This window comes from Streptococcus minor DSM 17118, from assembly GCF_000377005.1.
Lineage (GTDB): Bacteria > Bacillota > Bacilli > Lactobacillales > Streptococcaceae > Streptococcus > Streptococcus minor.
In genome coordinates, this window is the sequence record NZ_AQYB01000032.1 from 151,660 (window position 1) to 167,867 (window position 16,208).

Consider the following 16,208-nt stretch of genomic DNA (forward strand, 5'->3'; position numbering starts at 1 on the left):
ATTGTGAATGTTGTGACATATCATTTTTGATTTTCACTGTAGTTTTTACCAAGTTGTGGTACAATAGAGAAGTTATTGAGTCCCGAAAAGGCGACTGAAAGAGGGAGAGTGGATAGCTTTATTCCAAAAGCTATCTGTGGTATCTCGCAAATCCTAGAAAAGCTTTGCTTGGTATCTTCACTATCTCGCAAATCCTAGAAAAGCTTTGCTCGATATCTTCACTATCTCGCAAATCCTAGAAAAGCTTTGCTCGATATCTTCACTATCTCGCAAATCCCCTCCTTTTAGTCGGTGCTTTGTAACCTTGGTAACAATTTATTTTAAGGGGGACATTTTTTATGTCAGAACGTAAACTTTTCACGTCTGAGTCGGTTTCGGAGGGGCATCCGGATAAGATTGCGGACCAGATTTCCGATGCGATTTTGGATGCCATTTTGGCTCAGGACCCAGATGCCCATGTAGCAGCTGAAACGGCTGTTTACACTGGAAGCGTCCATGTTTTTGGAGAAATTTCAACCACAGCTTATGTGGACATCAACCGTGTGGTGCGTGATACCATTGCAGAGATTGGCTATACAAAGGGCGAATATGGTTTTGCGGCAGAATCTGTTGGGGTCCATCCATCACTTGTCGAGCAGTCGCCAGATATTGCTCAGGGAGTCAATGAGGCCCTAGAAGCGCGTGAGGATGCCAGCCAAGATCCGCTGGATTTGATTGGAGCAGGAGACCAAGGTCTCATGTTTGGTTTTGCGGTGGATGAGACTCCTGAACTCATGCCTTTGCCCATCTCACTTTCTCACAAATTGGTCAAAAAATTAGCTGATTTGCGCAAATCTGGCGCCATTTCCTACTTACGTCCAGATGCCAAGTCACAGGTGACTGTCGAGTACGATGAGAATGGAAGACCATCTCGAGTGGATACAGTTGTCATTTCAACCCAACATGACCCAGATGTGACCAATGAGCAAATTCATCAAGATGTGATTGAAAAAGTTATCAAGACAGTCATTCCGTCTGAATATCTGGATGAAAAAACCAAGTATTTCATCAATCCGACCGGTCGCTTTGTCATCGGTGGTCCGCAAGGGGATTCCGGTCTGACAGGTCGTAAGATTATCGTGGATACTTATGGTGGCTATGCCCGTCATGGTGGCGGTGCCTTTTCAGGAAAGGATGCGACCAAGGTAGACCGCTCCGCATCTTATGCGGCTCGCTATATCGCCAAAAACATTGTTGCAGCTGGTCTGGCTAGCAAGGTAGAGGTACAGTTGGCTTATGCTATCGGTGTTGCCCAGCCAGTTTCGGTTCGTGTGGATACCTTTGGAACAAATACCATTGCGGAAAGCAAGATTGAAGCAGCAGTTCGTCAAATCTTTGATTTACGGCCGGCCGGTATCATCCAAATGTTAGACCTCAAGCGCCCAATCTATCGCCAAACAGCAGCCTATGGACATATGGGGCGGATGGATATCGACCTACCATGGGAAAAATTGGATAAGGTAGAGGCCTTGAAGGAAGCGACCAAATAAGATCGTCAGGACATCGTTCCAGCATTGTTGGGACGGTGTTTTTTTACAATCAGAACCCCATTTTCTTTGTTCAAAAATTCTGGGGCAGGCCAATGTGATTTCTGTTATACTGTCTATGAGAGGTGAAGAAGATGATGCATCATTTTAATCAAACCATGAAATATTTGGAGACAACTCTGGATTCGGACATAGATCCGAAGAAAATCCAGCAGCTGTCTGGCTATCCCTATGCCATGTTCAGTAGGCTTTTCTCCATTTTGGCGGATATGACCTTGGCAGAATACCTGAGAAATCGCAGGCTTTCGCGAGCTGTCCATGATTTGACCCAAACCTCTGCCAAGATTATTGACATCGCTCTAACATACGGCTATGATTCGGCTGATGCCTTTAGTGCGGCCTTCAAAAAGTTTCATGGGGTGACACCTTCTCAGGTTAGGAGCGGAAGTGCCTATAAGGTTTTTCCGCCCCTGCAACTATCCTTGAAAATAACAGGAGGAAAAAATATGGATATCAAAATTGCACAAAAACCGGCCTTTGCTGTGGCTGGCGTCTTGCTAGAAGCTATCGACAATAGCCTGTGTCCCTCTGCTTGGAATCAGCTTTTTGAAAAACAGTCTTTTGAAACGCTGGCGAGTCTTGGAAATGGCCAATCTTATGGTGTCTGCTCAGATGTTAAAGAAGGAGAAATCATCAATTACATGGCTGGCTATGATGTGACCGATCAGAGAAAAGCCAAGGCATTGGGCCTGACTATCTTGGAAATTGAGGCAGCAGATTATGCCATCATCCCAGTTAAAGGACCCATTCCAGGCTCCATCCATCAAGCTTGGAAGTATGTTTTGGAAGTGTTTTTCCCTGAAACAGGCTATCGCCATTCTGGAGCTCCAGACTTTGAAGTCTATGCAGAAGGAGATATGGATAGCCCTGACTACGAAATGGAGCTTTGGATTCCCATTGTCAAATAAAGGAAGGAGCGATGCACATGCAGCTTTACTACGGGGATATTCCCCTCTGCTATACACATTCGGCGGCCATGGTCCTGCATGCCTATGGCTATGATTTCCAACCTCCCTATTTGGAAGCCTTAATGGCTATGGGAAACGGGGCAAACTTTCTAAACGATGACCCAAGGCATCCCCTTGTTTTCTTTGACAATGGTGAACCAGATATTTCGATTAGCAACTGTTTACAAATGCTGGGATTTGAATATGACGAGTATTACTTGAGACCTTCTGATGAAATGGATGTCGTCAACATAAAAGAAAACTTGGCTTCTTTATTGAAAAACGGTCCCGTCATTGTCGGTCCTCTGGATATGGGGCATCTGACCTACAACCCCAATCATGGATATCTAAAAGGGGTAGATCATTTTGTCACCATCTATGATTTGATAGGGGATGAACTCTGTCTCCATGATCCAGCTGGCTATCCCTGCATGCAGATGAATTTTACTGATTTCTTGCCCGCCTGGCAGGCAGAATCAATCGCTTATAAGAGAGGTTCCTTTTCCATGTGGGGGAATTTGCGGCGAGTGGAAGCTCCAAGTCCAGCGGAGATATACCATAAACTCTCTCTAACCATGAAAAAGCGCTACGAATCTAGTCAAAGCAATGTGATACAAGCCTATGCAGACTCTATTCGAAGCCATGGTCTTAATTCGCAACAAAAGCAACTGCATGACTTTTTTTCATTCAGATTAGCATCTGCAAGAAGCAATTATCTGAGTCACTTCCTCCGAAAACACGATCTTGAAAGAGCAGTCTTGAAAGAAAAGATGGCTGACCTGTTCGGGCAGGCACATTTGGCTAGCTTGCGGGAGGATTTCATCTCGCTTGCAGACATCCTCCAGGATATTGCACAATTGGATAATCAATTTAAGGAAAAATGTCTACAATACAAGGGAAGAGAATAAACAAAAAACGCGCTTGAACAGGTCAGTAAGCGTGTTTTCATTCTTTCTTCTGCAGCCCCATCTTGGAAGAGGCTATGTGGCTTATTTAAATAACTCTACTAGCAATTTTTCAGCCATTGTGATACAATAAATCGTATGCCTTTTTGGCGAAAATGAGAAAAGAGATTGATTTGTATGAGAAAAATCATCATAAATGGTGGGCGACCGTTAACGGGGAAAGTGACGGTTAGTGGGGCTAAGAACTCAGTTGTAGCCCTGATTCCAGCCATTATTTTGGCAGACGGGATTGTGACCTTGGATGGAGTTCCGGCTATTTCAGACGTTGATAGCTTGATTGATATCATGGAAACTATGGGTGCAAGTGTCCGGCGCGATGGAGAATGTTTGGAGATTGATCCGCGCGGCGTCCAGGACATGCCAATGCCTTTTGGAAAGATTAATAGCCTACGGGCCTCTTATTATTTTTATGGTTCCTTGTTAGGTCGTTTTGGTCAGGCCATCGTTGGTTTGCCAGGTGGCTGTGATTTAGGGCCACGTCCCATTGACTTGCACCTGAAGGCTTTTGAGGCTATGGGTGCGAGTATGACCTATGAAGGCTCGAACATGCATTTGGTAGCAGGTGATAAGCATCTACATGGAGCTCATATTTTTATGGACACTGTCAGTGTTGGGGCGACCATCAATACCATGTTGGCGGCTGTCAAGGCTCATGGTCGGACTGTTATTGAAAATGCGGCTCGTGAACCAGAAATCATTGATGTAGCGACTCTACTCAATAACATGGGGGCACGTGTTCGGGGTGCTGGTACAGATGTCATTATCATCGAGGGAGTGGACAAGTTGCATGGCACACGCCATCAAGTCATCCCAGACCGGATTGAGGCAGGTACCTATATCGCTCTAGCGGCAGCAGTTGGTCAGGGAATTCAAATTGACAATGTCCTTTACGAGCACTTAGAGTCCTATATTGCCAAGCTAGAAGAGATGGGCGTTCGGATGACAGTCTCAGAAGATAGCGTTTTTGTTGAAAAACAAGAACAGCTCAAGGCTGTATCTATTAAAACGTCTCCTTATCCCGGAGTGGCAACGGATTTGCAACAACCTTTGACTCCTCTTTTACTGAAAACTACAGGAAACGGCCGCATCATTGATACCATTTATGAGAAGCGGGTCGGACATGTAGCAGAACTAGCGAAAATGGGTGCTCAAATTGCCACTCGAAGCAATTATATCACCTATCAGGGTCCTAATGAACTGATTGGTGCGCAAGTGAAGGCTACGGACTTACGAGCTGGAGCTGCGATGATTATTGCAGGTCTGATGGCCCAAGGTCAAACTGAAATCACCAATGTTGAGTTTATCCTGCGAGGCTATTCGAATATCATTGAAAAATTGACGGACTTGGGTGCTGATATTCAGTTGATTGAAGACTAAACCATTCTATCCTGAGTGAGAAGATACCGAAATTTTGGCATCCTCACTCTTTTTTTCATAAAGGAAGTCTATGATGATATGGACAAAATTGGCTGCCTATGCCAGTCTGGAAACGGAACGCTTATTCTTACGCCCCTTTATAGCTACAGATAGCGAGGATTTTTACCAAGTAGTATCTAATCCCAACAATCTGGAATTTATTTTTCCTGTAAAAGCCAGTAAAAAAGAAGCGATGGATTTGATGGTGGAAATGTTTATGAAAGCTCCGCTGGGTAAGTGGGCTATTGTGAATAAGGGAAACCAGCGATTGATTGGAGCTATTTCTTTTGAAAAATTACATGAGCAAACCAAACAGGCAGAATTGGGCTATTTCATCCATAGTGATTACTGGGGAATGGGATTTGCAACAGAAGCAGTCCAAAACATTAGTTTCCTAGCCCTCTATGAGCTGGGTTTGACAGATATTAGTATTATTGCTCATTTAGAAAATATTGCCAGTCAAAAAGTGGCTGAAAAAGCTGGCTTTACGCTGCTTAGACAGTACAGAGGAAGTGATCGGTACACCCACAAAATGAGAGAATATAAACATTATCACCTCACCAAAAAACACTTAGTAGCATTAGAAAGAGATAAAAAGAAAAGATGATTACCATTAAATCACAAAGAGAAATTGAAGCTATGGACCGAGCAGGGGATTTCCTAGCCAGCATTCATATTGGCTTGCGCGATTTGATTAAACCAGGATTAGATCTATGGGATGTAGAAGAATATGTCCGCAAACGTTGCAAGGAGGCAAATGTCTTACCTCTTCAAATAGGCGTGGATGGGCATATGATGGACTATCCTTACGCAACTTGTTGTGGAATCAATGACGAAGTGGCTCATGCTTTTCCACGTCACTATAAGTTGAAAGAAGGCGACTTACTCAAGGTGGATATGGTCTTGAGTGAACCTTTGGACAAGTCTATCTTGGATGTCTCCAAACTGGATTTTAACAATGTTGAACTCATGAAAAAATACACTGTTGATTATAGCGGTGGTTTGGCAGATTCCTGCTGGGCTTACGCAGTTGGGAATGTCTCTCAGGAAGTCAAGGACTTGATGGATGTGACCAAGCAATGCTTGTACATTGGTATTGAACAGGCCAAGGTTGGAAATCGCATCGGTGACATTGGCGCAGCTATTCAGGAATATGCAGAGAGTCGAGGTTATGGAGTTGTCCGTGATTTGGTTGGGCACGGTGTGGGGCCAACTATGCATGAAGAGCCGATGGTGCCACATTTTGGTCGAGCAGGTCGTGGTCTTCGTCTCAAGGAAGGGATGGTCTTGACCATCGAACCAATGATTAACACAGGCACTTGGGAAATCGATACTGACATGAAGACAGGTTGGGCACACAAGACCATTGATGGAGGTCTATCCTGCCAATACGAACACCAATTTGTCATCACCAAAGATGGTCCCCGTATCTTGACCAGCCAGGGCGAAGAAGGAACGTATTAAACATTTAGACGAAAACCTAGTCTTTGTGTGAAAGGAGTAGTATGAAAGAGAAAAAAGCATCATCTAAATTCAGAGAGTTTATCAAAACCTTTCTTTCCTTCTATATGTCAGCCGACATAGACATTACCAGTGTGGCTGTTGCATACTATATCATTGTCTCTGTTTTCCCAGCCCTTATGTTGCTAGCCAGCCTTCTGCCCTATTTCCAATTTAATGTCAGTCAGGTTTTAGGAGTTATTGAGGAACTTTTCCCCAAGCAAATCTATCCTACAGTTGCAAATTTAGTCTCAACTGCTCTGACTCAGCCTTCCTCTTCTTGGTTGGGGATTTCTATTGTATCCACTCTGTGGGCTATCTCTAAATCCATGGCTGCTCTTCAAAAGGCTTTTAACAAGGCTTACGGAGTGGTCGAAAACCGCGATTTTATCATCACTCACGTAGTAGGAATTTTTTTGGGAATCGGTCTCCAACTCATCATTACCCTGAGCGTTTTGGTCCTTGCTTTTGGCAAAACGGTCTTGCAGACCTTACAGCATTTCTTGGACTTAGAACAGGCTATTTACTTAGATTTAGCTAATCAGACGACACCAATCATCTATTTAGCCCTCTTTTTGGCTCTTTTGATGCTCTACTTTTTCCTACCCAATGTACGGATTAAGAAAATTCGTTTTGTCGTACCTGGAGCCATTTTTGTCATGGTTGTCATGGGAACAGTGGGCAATCTCTTTGCTATCTATGTCAATTCCTATGCAGCACGTCTGATGGACTTCCGTTTTGTCACTTCGGTGGTGATTTTAGTCCTCATGCTCTGGTTTGTCTTTATGGCCAGTATTCTGATTACAGGTGCGGTATTGAATGCGACTGTCCAACGGATGTTTGTAGGAGAATTTTCCACCCGAGCTGGAGATATATTCACCGTTTTCAACCGCCTCAAGGCCCGCTTTCGCAAGACAGGTGCTAATAATAAACAGCATTAAAAGAACCAAATCAGCAAGCTCGCTCGAGCTTGTTTTGTTATTACTTGAAAAAAATGGCTAATAAGATTACAATAATGATAAAATAGTATGTAAAAGGAGCTACTTATGAAGGTGATTGTAGATGACAATTTCTGGGAAGTATTTCCAGATGCACAGATTTCGATCTTATCAGTCAAGGGCTTGAACAATCAGGTAGATGAGAGTCAGGATCCTTATTTTCAGGATCTACTCCATCAGGCTAGTAAAAAAGCTCTTGCATTTTTACCTGATGAAGCTTTTTCGCAGAATGAAGTGATTCAGGAGTGGCGGGAGGCCTTCGGTAAGTTCAAAACCAAAAAGGGAGCTCGTTCTTCTATTGAGGCACTACTCAAACGGGTCAGTCAAGGACGTGAATTTCGTCCCATCAATCCGTTAGTAGACCTCTACAACAGCATTTCTCTCGCTTATGCCCTACCTTGTGGTGGAGAGGATGTGGCCAGTATTCAGGGAGACCTGCACTTAGGCAAGGCCAAGGGAGGTGAATCCTTCTTCCCTCTGGGAGCAGAAGAGGATGCCCCTGCCCTGCCTGAAGAAATCATCTATTATGACGAAGCAGGGGCTGTTTGCCGCAATCTGAATTGGCGAGAAGCACAACGGACTATGTTGACGGAGAATACCAAGGATGCGATTTTGGTCATCGAGGCTGTTAACCCTAGGCAAAAAGTACGTGCCCAGGAGGCTATGGAGGCTTTGAACCAGCTTATTCATGATTATTTTGATGTTACTGGACAAGTGACTCATTTGACGCACCAGCAACCATCCGTGACGATATAAGAAAAGGCCTATGAAAGGCTTTTTCAATTGTTTGTCAAAAATACTACCATTTCTCCTTCAAATATGCTATACTAGGCAACGTTGTGAAAGCAACCCTTGGCACTTCCTCCCTTTAGCCAAGCATATTACAAGCGGTATAGCCGCCAAAGGAGAAACAATGATGAATACGAAAAAATGGACAGCCCTAGATCTCGTCCAGATTGCTTTAGTTGCAGCCCTTTATGTGGCTCTGACTATGACCCCACCCCTCAATACCATTGCTTATGGGGCTTATCAATTCCGAGTGTCAGAGATGCTCAATTTCCTTACTTTCTATCATCGCAAGTACATTATCGCTGTGACTATTGGCTGTATGATTGCCAATTTTTACAGTTTTGAGTTGATTGATGTCTTTGTTGGAGGTGGTTCTACTCTGGTCTTTGTGACACTGGGTGTCTTCCTCTTTAAAAAATACATGAATGAGCGTATCTTAGGTGGACTTTTTAATAAGGCATTTTTTTACTTTTCTATTTTCTTTGCCCTTAGCATGTTTACCATCGCTCTTGAGTTAACGGTCCTCTACCAACTGCCTTTCTTTTTTACCTGGTTCACAACTGGTGTGGGGGAATTGGCTTCGCTCTTGGTTGGAGCATTTGTCATCGAACGCCTAGCCAAACAAATAGACTTTACAAAATAAACAACCTGACTGGGAGGTCAAAAAAGCCGGGATATATTATCCTGGCTTTTTTATATTTCAAATGCTAATCCATGTGTCTCTAGCTGCTCTTTTAGTGTTTCTAGCCAGACTTCATTTTGTGAGTAGATAGGGCAGGCTTGGCTCTTATTGAGCACCAATAGACTATTTTGATTCTCGAGATAGAGGTAAAGAGGCCAGCTGTCCTTGGTTAGAGCTTCATAGATAGCTTCCAATAAGGCCTCATTACTCCAATCATCTAATCGGAACAATTCCTCTTTCTGGAGTTGGAAAAAGTGATAGGATTCTGAAACTATTAGGAGAGAAAAGATAATTTGAAGCATCCTTCTGGCAAACTTATCTCTCTGGAAGTCTTCTGCCAGCTCGTAATCATCATCTCTCCTTGGCCGAATATAGCCTTTGAAGCCTTTTTTTTCCAGGGTCTCCATTTTTTCCCAGTCCATCAGCTATCTCCCTTATTTTTATCCTATTTTAACTTAAGTAGCTACTAGCGTCAAATGGGTCTTATGTTATAATGGTCTTATGGACAAAAAATATGAAAAAATTTCCCAGGAATTGGGTGTAAGTTTAAAGCAAATTGATACGGTTTTGACTCTCACAGCTGAAGGCAATACGATTCCATTTATTGCTCGATATCGTAAGGAGGCGACAGGAAATCTGGATGAGGTCATCATCAAAGGAATTATTGACCTCGATAAGTCTCTGACTGCCTTATCTGAGCGAAAGGAGGCAGTATTGGCCAAGATTGAGGAGCAAGGAAAACTGACGCCAGAACTCAAAAAAGCCATTGAAGAAGCGGAAAAATTGGCCGATGTGGAGGAATTATACCTTCCCTATAAGGAAAAGCGCCGAACCAAGGCTACGATTGCACGTGAAGCAGGCCTTTTCCCCTTGGCCCGTCTCATTCTTCAAAATGTAGCTGACTTGGAAAAAGAGGCCCAACAATTTGTTTCTGACAGCTTTACTAGCCCAGAAGCTTGTCTGGCAGGGGCAGTGGATATTTTGACAGAAGCTATCTCAGAAGATACCAAGCTGAGAGCCTGGACTTATCAGGAAATTTTGCACTATTCCGCTATTCTCTCCAGTCTCAAAGATCAGGCAGCAGATGAAAAAATGGTTTTCCAAATCTATTATGATTTTTCAGAAAAAGTCAATAAGATGCAGGGATACCGTACTCTGGCCCTCAATCGTGGAGAAAAAATGGGAGTCCTTAAGATCAGCTTTGAGCATAATCTGGACAAGATTTTACGCTTCTTTGCTATCCGTTTTCCTCAGAAAAATAGCTACATTGAGGAAGCTATCTCTCAGGCTGTAAAAAAGAAAATTTTACCAGCCATGGAGCGTCGCGTGCGAACAGAATTGACTGAAGCGGCAGAAGATGGTGCTATCAAGCTCTTTTCTGAAAACTTACGCAATCTCCTTCTAGTACCACCTTTAAAAGGTAAAACAGTTCTTGGATTTGATCCAGCCTTTCGGACAGGAGCAAAGTTGGCGGTAGTTGATGCGACCGGAAAACTCTTGACCACTCATGTCATCTACCCAGTCAAACCAGCGTCCACTAGCCAGATTATCCAAGCTAAGAAGGACTTGGCAGACTTATTGGGTCAGTTTGAAGTGGAAATCATCGCCATTGGTAATGGGACAGCCAGTCGGGAGTCAGAAAGTTTCGTAGCAGAAATCTTGCAGGATTTTCCAGAAGTCAGCTATGTTATTGTCAATGAGAGTGGAGCCTCAGTCTATTCTGCATCTGAATTGGCTCGTCAGGAATTTCCCGATTTGACGGTTGAGAAACGTTCTGCTATTTCCATTGCACGCCGTCTCCAAGATCCACTAGCTGAGTTGGTCAAAATAGATCCAAAATCAATCGGTGTTGGTCAATACCAACACGATGTCAACCAGAAGAAATTATCAGAAGGACTGGACTTTGTCGTCGATACGGTAGTGAACCAAGTCGGTGTCAATGTCAATACTGCTAGCTCTGCTTTACTTTCTCATATAGCAGGTCTCAATAAGACCATCTCTGAAAATATTGTTAAGTACCGCGAAGAACACGGTACTCTTAAAACTAGGAATCAGTTGAAACAAGTCCCACGTCTCGGTGAGAAAGCGTTTGAACAGGCAGCAGGTTTCTTGCGGATTCCAAACGGAGACAATTTTCTCGACAATACGGGTGTTCACCCAGAATCCTATGCAGCTGTGACAGAGCTCTTTCGACTGCTGGGGATTACTGAGTTGGATGAGCAAGCTCAAGAAAGGTTACGGGCTCTCAATATAGCAGAAATGGCTGAAAAATTGGGTCTAGGACAAGAAACCTTCAAGGATATTTTAGCGGACCTGCTCAAGCCAGGTCGTGACCTACGGGATGAATTTGCGGCTCCTGTTTTGCGTCAGGATGTTCTGGATTTCAACGATCTAAAAATTGGTCAGAAGCTAGAGGGAGTCGTCCGCAATGTGGTTGATTTTGGTGCCTTTGTGGACATCGGTATTCACGAGGATGGGCTAATCCACATCTCCCATATGAGCAATAACTTTATCAAGCATCCTAGTCAAGTGGTTTCTGTCGGAGATCTAGTGACTGTTTGGGTGCATAAGCTGGATACAGCACGTGAAAAGGTCAACTTGACTTTGGTGGCTCCTCGTGAATCTAACTAGCTATGTCCAACAGGTTTCCAAGGAAGATTTTGGTAAGGTTTTTAGACATGAGGCTAGATGGAATACCCGCCTACGGACAACGGGTGGTCGGTTTTTCCCAAAGGATGGTCATTTGGATTTTAATCCTAAAATCTTAGACATTCATGGTCTAGCTGTTTTTCGCAAGATTGTCCGTCATGAACTCTGCCATTACCATCTTTTTTTCGAGAAGAAAGGCTACCGGCATAAAGACAAGGACTTTAAAACCTTGCTTCAGCAAGTTGATGGTTTACGTTTTACACCACAACTGGTAGAGAAGGTACAAAATTGTCATCGCTATCGTTGCCTGCTGTGTGGTCAAGACTACCAACGTAGACGACGAATCAATACCCACAAATACCGTTGTGGTAAGTGTCGTGGTCGACTAATCACTCAATAAAGAAATCAGCCCTTGGGCTGATTTCTTTTTGCAAAAAAATGATATACTAGTTATGATTAGAGGTGAAGATTATGGTAGATGAGCGCCAAAAACGTTTGATAGAATTGTATGAAAAAGGGATCTTGACCAAGGAAGAAGCAAAGGCCTGTTTCATGGAACTGGAGGAGGAACCAGATTTTCTTTTTGTGGAAGAAAAAACACGGTTGTCTTTTAGCCTTCCAAGTCTGAAAATTTTCTCTTCCTCAAAATTGAAACAAGATTTTCGTTTTTCAGCGGTAGAGTCTATGAACATCAATCTGAGCGAAGGGAAAATTATTTTTCAAAAGGGTAAGGAGCCGGATATTTATTTTGGAATTTCTTATCCCCAATTGCCTCAGGATAAGGTTTTGCCACAGATTTATGTGGAAAATAAATCCTTACATTTTTCATCCACTCTGCCTTGCTACATCACCGTATCTTTACCAGACTGCTGGATGTCTGTTTTAGATCTAGGTTTGGGTCAGGCGGACGCTCGCTTAGATTTTCTTCCCTTTGAGGATGTTTCAATTCATAGCCATTCGGATAAAAAGCAACAGGATATTCGAGTGACGCCATGTCGAACGTTCACCCAGCACCTCCATTTGGAACTTCGCCAAGCTCCTATTCACCTAGTTATGTCTAAGGAGCAAGGCCTAAAGGGTCGTTTTGAAAGTAGTCAGGGCCAGTTGGTTATCAACAGGAAAAAGCAAACTAGTCCCTATATTTGTGAAAAAAGCGGAGATAAGGTGGTCTATCTGCAGGTGCAGACACAAGCCAGTCCCGTTATCTTGAAAGGAATAAAAGATGTACGAATTTTATAGATTAAGAAGAAATCGGCTGTTGACAGGTGTCTTAGCAGGTCTAGCTGATAAGTTTAAGTGGGATATCTGGTTGGTCCGAGGAGTTTTTCTAGCTATTCTCTTTTTTACAAGGGCAAGAATGATACCTGTAGGTCTCTACATTGCAGCCTCTATCTTTCTGCCAATTAAGGAAGAAATGGATGCAGAACGTTATGGTAGTGGACCACGTAAGCGAAAGGATGCTGAAAAAATTGACGGTGGTGGCTTCTTTTGATGGAAATCTGGGATGCTTATGATGAACATCGGAACCTGATTCCACATGTTTTGCTGGAGCGCACTGCGTTTCCTTATCCAGAAGGATTTTATCATCTAGCAGTCAATATCTGGGTTCAGCATGAAGATGGGCACTGGCTCTTTATGAGAAGATCCAGTCAAAAAAGTCATTATCCAGGAGTGTATGAGTTGGGTGCTGGTGGTTCTGTTCATCAAGGAGAATCCTCTCTAGATGCAGCCAAGCGTGAACTTTTAGAGGAAACGGGCTTGGCAGCTGAGCAGATGGATTTTCTTTTTTCTTTCACAGAAAAGAAGCACTTAACCCATTTTGATACCTACTTGGTGACAGTTTCCTGTGACAAAGATGCTCTTTCTTATCAAGCAGGCGAGACTGATGCCCATTGTTGGGTTGCTCCTAATGAGATAGAAAGCTTTTTAGTTGAGCAACCAGTCTTCAAAAATCAGCGTCAACAACTCTTAGGTTACCTAGGGAAAGAAAGCGACTAATCGCTTTTTTTAGTGTCAAAACAAAGAAAATAACGCTTTCTTATGGTATAATAACATTATTAGAAAGAACGAGGATTATGGATGACAGCGTTTGTTAAAGATTTAATCAATCATGTTCAGGTAACCTGTGTTTATGGGACAGAGGAACTTCTGAACAAGGAAATTACAACCTCTGATATCACCAGACCAGGTTTGGAGATGACAGGGTATTTTGATTATTATTCGCCAGAGCGGATTCAGCTGATTGGGATGAAAGAGTGGTCCTATGTCATGTCTATGACGCCTCACAATCGCCATCAGATTTTCCGTCAAATGTTTCAGCCAGAAACGCCAGTAGTCATTGTAGCGCGTGGTCTGGATATTCCAGAAGAGATGTTTCAGGCAGCTAAGGAAAATAGAATTGCTATTTTCCAGAGCAAGTCAGCAACAAGTCGCTTGGCTGGTGAGTTGTCTTCTTTCTTGGATTCTCGTCTTGCTAAACGGACCAGTGTGCATGGTGTCTTGATGGATATCTATGGTATGGGAGTTCTCATCCAAGGGGATTCCGGTATTGGTAAGAGTGAAACGGGGTTGGAGTTGGTCAAGCGTGGTCACCGGATTGTTGCAGATGACCGCGTGGATGTTTATGCCAAGGATGATGTGACCCTCTGGGGAGAACCAGCTGAAATTCTTCGTCACCTTTTGGAAATACGAGGTGTGGGGATTATTGATATTATGAGCCTATACGGGGCTAGTGCAGTAAAAGAGTCATCTCAGGTCCAACTAGCCATCTATTTGGAAAACTTTGAAAAAGGAAAAATGTTTGATCGTCTGGGTAATGGTGGTGAAACAATTGAAATTGCAGGTATTGAATTGCCACAGGTTCGCATACCAGTCACCACAGGGCGTAATATTTCCGTTGTGATTGAAGCTGCTGCGATGAACTATCGAGCGAAGCAGATGGGCTTTGATGCAACCAAGAGCTTTGAACGCCGTTTGGCTAGACTCATCGAAACCAATAAGGAAGAGGGTGATAAGAAATGATTGACCCAATAGCCTTCCAACTGGGACCGATTAGTATACGCTGGTATGCTCTTAGTATCGTGCTAGGCTTAGTCCTAGCGGTCTATCTATCTGCCAAGGAGGCTCCTCGTAAGAAGATTCTAGCAGATGATGTCTACGACTTTATTCTTTACGCTTTTCCATTAGCCATTATTGGGGCCCGTCTCTATTATGTCCTCTTTTCTTGGGAGCAATATAAAGACAATCCACTAGAAATTTTTGCTGTTTGGAATGGTGGCATTGCCATTTATGGAGGACTCTTAGCAGGATTTTTGGTTTTGATATTTTTTACACGCCATCGCTTTATCAATACTTGGGATTTTTTAGATATTGCTGCCCCATCAGTGATGATTGCCCAATCCATCGGTCGCTGGGGGAACTTCTTTAATCAAGAAGCCTATGGTAATAAAGTAGCGAACCTAGATTATCTACCTGGCTTTATCCGAGACCAAATGTATATCGAGGGTAGCTACCGTCAGCCCACCTTCCTCTACGAGTCACTTTGGAATTTACTTGGTTTTATCCTCATTCTTATCTTACGTAGAAAAGCCAAGTTCTTTAAACAAGGAGAGATTACCCTCTTTTACCTCGTGTGGTACGGTGTTGGCCGTTTCGTTATCGAAGGTATGCGGACAGATAGCCTCATGCTAGCAGGTCTTCGCGTCTCCCAATGGTTATCACTCCTCTTGGTAGGAGCAGGCCTCGTATTCTTTCTTTTCCGTCGGAAACAGCAAGATATTCCCTATTATCAGTCTGAATAAGGAGATTTTATATGACACTTGAAATATTTTTATTAGTTGTGGCTATCGTTATTATCGCAGTAGCCGTTTATCTGGTTCTTTTCCTTAAAAAACTATCTGTTGTTGCAGAAGAAACCCAACAAACCTTGAAAGTGTTGACGAGCGATGTCAATGTGACCCTCTATCAGACCAATGAATTATTGGCAAAAGCCAATGTTTTGGTAGAAGATGTCAACGGAAAGGTAGCTACTCTCAATCCCCTCTTTACAGCTGTGGCAGATTTGTCTGTGTCTGTATCAGATCTGAATCATTCTGCACGTGGTCTTACGGGCAAAGCCAGAACTGGTGTAAAAAATACAGCTAAAGCAGGTGGAATCTTAACCACCCTCAATTTGTTTTCATCTATTTTAGGCAAAAAAAAGAAAGGATCATAAGATGGCAAAAAAATTCGGTATTTTCACTAGCGTTATATTAGGAGTTGCTGGAGGTGCAGCAGCAGCGGCTTTTCTAGCAACTGAATCTGGTAAAAAAATTAAAAAACAAGTGACAGACTTTGTCAAAGATTACCAGGAAAATCATGAAGAAATCAACGCTGATTTGGTCAATAAAGCTCAAGATCTAAAAGATCAGGCAGTGGATAAGTTTGAAGATGTCAAGAGCCAGTTAGAATCTGGTGATTTGACGATTGATGACCTTCTTCAAACAGGTAAGGAAAAAGTCCAAGATTTGACAGGACAGATTAAGGATAAGTTTTCAGAAACGAAGGGTTCTGAGGCAACTAAAGATGAGGAAGTAGCGCCTATCATTGAAGTTCCTGAAGAAGATGTTGTTGTACAAGATGATATTGAAATTAACTTGTAAAAGGAAGACCCCCTTGAACATAGAGTTCAAGGGGGT

At 43.1% G+C, this 16,208-nt stretch carries 19 protein-coding genes and 1 riboswitch; of the genes, 18 read left to right on the forward strand and 1 reads right to left on the reverse strand.

What is annotated here, in order from left to right; genetic code table 11:
• Window positions 1-338: 338 nt before the first annotated feature.
• The 9 genes from metK to F602_RS0105995 all read left to right on the forward strand — a co-directional run bounded on the left by metK (window position 339) and on the right by F602_RS0105995 (window position 8,844).
• Window positions 339-1,529 carry a methionine adenosyltransferase gene (gene metK / locus F602_RS0105955; protein WP_018167049.1) on the forward strand — a complete coding sequence of 397 codons (1,191 nt, stop codon included), beginning with the start codon at window positions 339-341 and terminating at the stop codon, window positions 1,527-1,529.
• Window positions 1,530-1,660: 131 nt separating this feature from the next.
• A complete protein-coding gene (locus F602_RS0105960) occupies window positions 1,661-2,494 on the forward strand; it encodes an AraC family transcriptional regulator (protein ID WP_018167050.1) in 834 nt (277 codons plus the stop codon).
• Window positions 2,495-2,511: 17 nt separating this feature from the next.
• Window positions 2,512-3,441 carry a cysteine peptidase family C39 domain-containing protein gene (locus tag F602_RS0105965; RefSeq protein ID WP_026183329.1) on the forward strand — a complete coding sequence of 310 codons (930 nt, stop codon included), beginning with the start codon at window positions 2,512-2,514 and terminating at the stop codon, window positions 3,439-3,441.
• Window positions 3,442-3,615: 174 nt separating this feature from the next.
• Window positions 3,616-4,875, forward strand: coding sequence for a UDP-N-acetylglucosamine 1-carboxyvinyltransferase (locus F602_RS0105970; RefSeq protein WP_018167052.1), 1,260 nt, complete (start codon window positions 3,616-3,618; stop codon window positions 4,873-4,875).
• A gap of 70 nt (window positions 4,876-4,945) precedes the next feature.
• A complete protein-coding gene (locus F602_RS0105975; RefSeq protein ID WP_026183330.1) occupies window positions 4,946-5,521 on the forward strand; it encodes a GNAT family N-acetyltransferase in 576 nt (191 codons plus the stop codon).
• On the forward strand, window positions 5,518-6,378 hold the full coding sequence (locus tag F602_RS0105980; RefSeq protein WP_018167054.1) for a methionyl aminopeptidase: 861 nt from the start codon (window positions 5,518-5,520) through the stop codon (window positions 6,376-6,378). Before F602_RS0105975 ends, F602_RS0105980 begins: the two co-directional genes overlap by 4 nt.
• A gap of 41 nt (window positions 6,379-6,419) precedes the next feature.
• Complete coding sequence (locus F602_RS0105985; protein WP_018167055.1) at window positions 6,420-7,355, forward strand: YihY/virulence factor BrkB family protein; 936 nt, start codon at window positions 6,420-6,422, stop codon at window positions 7,353-7,355.
• Between the two features lie 105 nt (window positions 7,356-7,460).
• The gene (locus F602_RS0105990) at window positions 7,461-8,168 is read left to right on the forward strand and encodes a B3/B4 domain-containing protein (protein WP_018167056.1); all 708 of its coding nucleotides are present in this window, start codon (window positions 7,461-7,463) and stop codon (window positions 8,166-8,168) included.
• Window positions 8,169-8,230: 62 nt separating this feature from the next.
• Window positions 8,231-8,328: riboswitch (PreQ1 riboswitch) on the forward strand.
• Entirely contained in the window at window positions 8,329-8,844 is a 516-nt protein-coding gene (locus tag F602_RS0105995) for a QueT transporter family protein (protein WP_026183331.1), read from the forward strand. It abuts the riboswitch before it with no gap.
• A 50-nt stretch (window positions 8,845-8,894) separates the two neighbouring features.
• Here F602_RS0105995 and F602_RS0106000 read toward each other — a convergent pair whose 3' ends face one another.
• Window positions 8,895-9,305, reverse strand: coding sequence for a hypothetical protein (locus F602_RS0106000; protein ID WP_018167058.1), 411 nt, complete (start codon window positions 9,303-9,305; stop codon window positions 8,895-8,897).
• Between the two features lie 79 nt (window positions 9,306-9,384).
• Between F602_RS0106000 and F602_RS0106005 the strand changes: the two genes are divergently transcribed.
• From F602_RS0106005 to F602_RS0106045, 9 genes are all read left to right on the forward strand, one after another.
• The gene (locus tag F602_RS0106005; protein WP_018167059.1) at window positions 9,385-11,514 is read left to right on the forward strand and encodes a Tex family protein; all 2,130 of its coding nucleotides are present in this window, start codon (window positions 9,385-9,387) and stop codon (window positions 11,512-11,514) included.
• On the forward strand, window positions 11,501-11,932 hold the full coding sequence (locus tag F602_RS0106010) for a SprT family protein (RefSeq protein ID WP_018167060.1): 432 nt from the start codon (window positions 11,501-11,503) through the stop codon (window positions 11,930-11,932). The genes F602_RS0106005 and F602_RS0106010 overlap by 14 nt, the downstream gene beginning before the upstream one ends.
• A gap of 71 nt (window positions 11,933-12,003) precedes the next feature.
• On the forward strand, window positions 12,004-12,771 hold the full coding sequence (locus F602_RS0106015; protein ID WP_018167061.1) for a hypothetical protein: 768 nt from the start codon (window positions 12,004-12,006) through the stop codon (window positions 12,769-12,771).
• The gene (locus F602_RS0106020; RefSeq protein ID WP_018167062.1) at window positions 12,755-13,024 is read left to right on the forward strand and encodes a PspC domain-containing protein; all 270 of its coding nucleotides are present in this window, start codon (window positions 12,755-12,757) and stop codon (window positions 13,022-13,024) included. Before F602_RS0106015 ends, F602_RS0106020 begins: the two co-directional genes overlap by 17 nt.
• The gene (locus tag F602_RS0106025) at window positions 13,024-13,530 is read left to right on the forward strand and encodes an NUDIX hydrolase (RefSeq protein ID WP_018167063.1); all 507 of its coding nucleotides are present in this window, start codon (window positions 13,024-13,026) and stop codon (window positions 13,528-13,530) included. Before F602_RS0106020 ends, F602_RS0106025 begins: the two co-directional genes overlap by 1 nt.
• Window positions 13,531-13,611: 81 nt before the next feature.
• On the forward strand, window positions 13,612-14,553 hold the full coding sequence (hprK, locus tag F602_RS0106030) for an HPr(Ser) kinase/phosphatase (protein WP_018167064.1): 942 nt from the start codon (window positions 13,612-13,614) through the stop codon (window positions 14,551-14,553).
• Window positions 14,550-15,332 carry a prolipoprotein diacylglyceryl transferase gene (gene lgt / locus F602_RS0106035; protein ID WP_018167065.1) on the forward strand — a complete coding sequence of 261 codons (783 nt, stop codon included), beginning with the start codon at window positions 14,550-14,552 and terminating at the stop codon, window positions 15,330-15,332. Before hprK ends, lgt begins: the two co-directional genes overlap by 4 nt.
• 11 nt (window positions 15,333-15,343) lie before the next feature.
• Window positions 15,344-15,745 carry a DUF948 domain-containing protein gene (locus tag F602_RS0106040; RefSeq protein ID WP_018167066.1) on the forward strand — a complete coding sequence of 134 codons (402 nt, stop codon included), beginning with the start codon at window positions 15,344-15,346 and terminating at the stop codon, window positions 15,743-15,745.
• 1 nt (window position 15,746) lies between these two features.
• Window positions 15,747-16,172, forward strand: coding sequence for a YtxH domain-containing protein (locus tag F602_RS0106045; protein ID WP_018167067.1), 426 nt, complete (start codon window positions 15,747-15,749; stop codon window positions 16,170-16,172).
• The last annotated feature ends 36 nt before the right edge of the window (window positions 16,173-16,208 follow it).